2 protein-coding genes and 1 pseudogene are annotated in these 3665 nt (G+C 61.2%); all 3 read left to right on the top strand.

Annotated elements, in window-relative coordinates; all coding sequences use genetic code 11:
• The first annotated feature begins 214 nt into the window (after positions 1 to 214).
• On the top strand, positions 215 to 1831 hold the full coding sequence (locus EN943_RS35985) for an NAD-dependent malic enzyme (protein ID WP_127416492.1): 1617 nt from the start codon (positions 215 to 217) through the stop codon (positions 1829 to 1831).
• A 48-nt stretch (positions 1832 to 1879) separates the two neighbouring features.
• Positions 1880 to 3346 (top strand): class II fumarate hydratase, encoded by a 1467-nt coding sequence (gene fumC / locus EN943_RS35980; RefSeq protein WP_127416491.1) that lies wholly within the window; start codon positions 1880 to 1882, stop codon positions 3344 to 3346.
• Between the two features lie 45 nt (positions 3347 to 3391).
• Positions 3392 to 3665, top strand: a pseudogene (locus EN943_RS35975) (5-aminolevulinate synthase); the annotation flags it as partial.

Genomic DNA, 3665 nt, shown 5'->3' with positions numbered 1-3665 from the left:
GCCCAAGTCCATGCTCGAGGAGACGAAGGCCAATATCGATAATGTCTGGACGAAGAAGATCAGGGACGGACTAGGAACCCGGCCGCCTGCGCTCCAAAAATCCTTTGAGATGAAGCCGGAGACCCCCGTTTCCGAATGATCTGCCGATACGTCTCTCGGGCGGGCGCCGCTTCCCCGTGGAACGATGCCGCAGAGACTTTTCATGGAGAACCACATGGCCAAACACGGTGTTGGGGTCGAACTGCTCGAAAACCCCATCGAGAATAAGGGAACGGCATTCACGGCGGAGGAAAGGTCTGCTGGCAAGCTGGAAGGTCTTCTGCCGGCGGCGATCGAGGATCTCGAGACGCAGGTCGAGCGTGTCATGGGACATCTCGCCGCCAAACCCACCGATTTGGAACAATATGTTTACCTCCAGGAGCTCGCCGACCGCAACAGGACTCTCTATTATGCGGTCCTCATGAGCGATCCGGCGCGGTTCGTGCCGATCGTGTACGACCCGACCATCGCAGATGCATGTCTGACCTACGGCCACATCTATCGCCGGCCGCAGGGGATGTATCTGACCAAGGAGATGAAGGGCCGCCTCCGCGAAGTGCTCGGGCATTGGCCGACACGCGACATCCGCTTCATCTGCGTGTCGTCGGGCGGCCGCATCCTCGGTCTTGGTGATATCGGTGCCAATGGCGCACCGATTCCTATTGGCAAGCTCCAGCTCTATACGGCGTGTGCGGGCGTGCCTCCTGAGGCGCTTCTGCCGATCCACTTTGATATCGGCACAACCAACGCGACCCTTCGGGCCGACCCGCTTTACACGGGCCTGCGCAGCGAGCCGCCATCGCCCGACGAGGTAGACGCATTGGTTGACGAATTCATGCAGGCCGCGAACAAGGTTTTCCCAGGCGTTTGCGTCCATTTCGAGGATTGGAAGGGCACGGACGCCATCCGCCTCCTGGCCCGCTACAAGGATGATTATCTCGTCTATAACGACGATATCCAGGGCACCGCTAGCGTAACGATCGCCGGCCTCGCGACTGCCCTGCAGATCAAGAACGAGAAGCTCGCGGATCAGAAGATACTTTTCGCCGGCGCGGGCTCGGCCGGCATCGGCATCGCGAACATGATCGTGGAGGCGATGGTCGACGAAGGCCTCAGCGAAGACGACGCGCGCGATCGTATCGCGATGTACGATATCAACGGCTTGCTCGACGCGGGGCGCGACGATCTCAGCCCTTCCCAGAAGGTGTACGCAAAAGACCTGCCGGCGACCCCGGACCTGGCCGAATCCGTCAAGTCCTTCAAGCCCACGGTCCTGATCGGCGTCAGCACCACGCAGGGTCTCTTTACCGAAGCGGTGGTCAAAGCCGTCGCAGCGAATACGGACCGTCCGATTGTGTTCCCATTGTCGAACCCGACGGATAAGGCGGAGTGCACGCCGCAGCAGGCGTTCGAGTGGACTGACGGTAAGGTGCTGTTCGCGGCCGGTGTCCAGTTTCCGGATGTCACCGTGAGTGGAAAGACCTTCCATCCGGGACAGGCGAACAATTTCTACATCTTCCCTGCGTTCGGTCTGGCCGTCTACGCCACGAAGCCCAAGCGCATCGACGACAAGATGTGGATCGCGGCGGCGAAAGGGTCGGCCGACCAGGTCGACCAAGCGGCGCGCGACAAGGGGATGCTGTTTCCGGGGCAGGCGAACATTCTGGAGGTCGAGATCACGACGGCGACACGCATCGCCGAGCACATCTTCGATCGCGGCCTGGCGACGGTCGCACGCCCCGAAGACGTCCGCGCGTGGATCAAGGCGATGACCTACACGCCGAAGTATTGAGCCGCGCCCCCCGCAGGATCGGCCCTCTCTCAAGTCGAGGAAGCTACAATGACCAAACCCCAGAGGACGGGCGATCACCCCGTGATGAAGGACGTCCCGGTCGGCATCCAAGCGCGCGGACAGCGCCAGGAATTCGACTCGATGGGCACCGTCGAGGTGCCTGCGGACCGCTACTGGGGCGCACAGACCCAGCGTTCGCTGCAACATTTTTCGATCGGCAACGACTATATGCCCAAGCCGGTCTATCACGCCTACGGCTATGTGAAGAAGGCGGCGGCACTGGTAAATGCGAAGGGCGGCCGGCTTGATCAATGGCGCGCTGATGCCATCATCAAGGCGGCCGACGAGGTGATCGCGGGCGCGCTTGACGACAATTTTCCGCTCTACGTCTGGCAGACTGGCTCCGGCACCCAGTCGAACATGAACGTCAACGAGGTGATTTCGAACCGAGCCATTCAACTGCTCGGTGGAACGCTCGGCAAGCAGGATCCCGTCCATCCTAACGATCATGTCAATCTGGGGCAGTCCTCGAACGACAGCTTCCCGACCGCCATGCACATTGCCACCGTGTTGGCGATCGAAGACGAAATGCTCCCCTCGATCGATCGGTTCGCGACGGCCATCGAAGCGAAGGCCAACAAATGGATGGATGTCGTCAAAACCGGGCGTACTCACCTACAGGACGCGGTGCCGCTCACCGTCGGACAGGAATGGTCAGGATATGCGGCACAGGTGCGCGATGCGATGGACGTGGTTCGTCACGCGCTGGGTGGATTATACCGGCTCGCCTGCGGCGGCACCGCCGTCGGCACCGGGCTGAACGCGCCGGAAGGCTTCTCCGTCGACATCGCGAAGGCCATCGCCGACCTCACTGAGAAGCCCTTCGTGACGGCCCCCAACAAGTTCGCGGCGCAGGGATCGCTGGATGCAATGGTAGCTGCCATGGCCGCAGTTAAGGGTCTTGCGGTGGCGCTCATGAAGATCGCCAATGACATGCGCTGGCTTGCTTCGGGACCGCGGTGCGGCCTGGGCGAGCTGCTGTTGCCGCAAAACGAGCCTGGCAGCTCAATCATGCCGGGGAAGGTCAACCCGACCCAGTGCGAGGCCATGGTCATGGTCTGCATCCAGGTGATCGGCGAAGAGAATGCTGTAACCTTCGCCGGCAGTCAGGGAAATTTCGAGCTCAACGCGATGCGCCCCATCATCATCAACAACGCGCTGCACTCGATTCGGATCATCGGCGACATGTGCGACAAGATGCGGACATATTCGATCGAAGGGACGGAACTCAATCGCGAACGCATCGATGCAGCAGTCGGCCAGTCGCTAATGCTGGTCACGGCGCTATCGCCCGTCATCGGTTACGACAATGCGGCGCACATCGCGGAGGCTGCGAGCGCCAATGGCTCGACGTTGAAGGATGCCGCACTGAAGTCCGGCAAGGTCGATGAGAAGACCTTCATCGAAGTCGTCGATCCGCGCAAACTCGTGGGTAAAGGCGTGCAGGGCGCGTGAGCGCGTAGGTATGGACCCGCGTCCATCAGCACATGGGAAGTCGACATGAACTATCAGCGGTTCTTCGAGGAAGCGATCGACCAGCTCCATGCCGAGCGTCGCTACCGCGTTTTCGCCGACCTGGAGCGCATTGCGGGCAAGTTCCCGCGCGCCATCTGGCGTTCCAATGGCCGCGCCGAGGAAATCACCGTTTGGTGCTCCAACGACTATCTTGGCATGGGCCAGCATCCCGACGTCATCACCGCGTTTCAGAATACCGCAGGCAAGATGGGTTCGGGCGCCGGCGGCACCCGCAACATTTCCGGCACCTCGAACCCGC

The sequence above is a fragment of the Mesorhizobium sp. M7A.F.Ca.US.006.01.1.1 genome (genome assembly GCF_003997935.1).
In the GTDB taxonomy this organism is placed as follows: domain Bacteria; phylum Pseudomonadota; class Alphaproteobacteria; order Rhizobiales; family Rhizobiaceae; genus Mesorhizobium.
The sequence above is the reverse complement of the archived record's forward strand: the minus strand, read 5'-3'. Positions and strand labels throughout refer to the sequence as shown.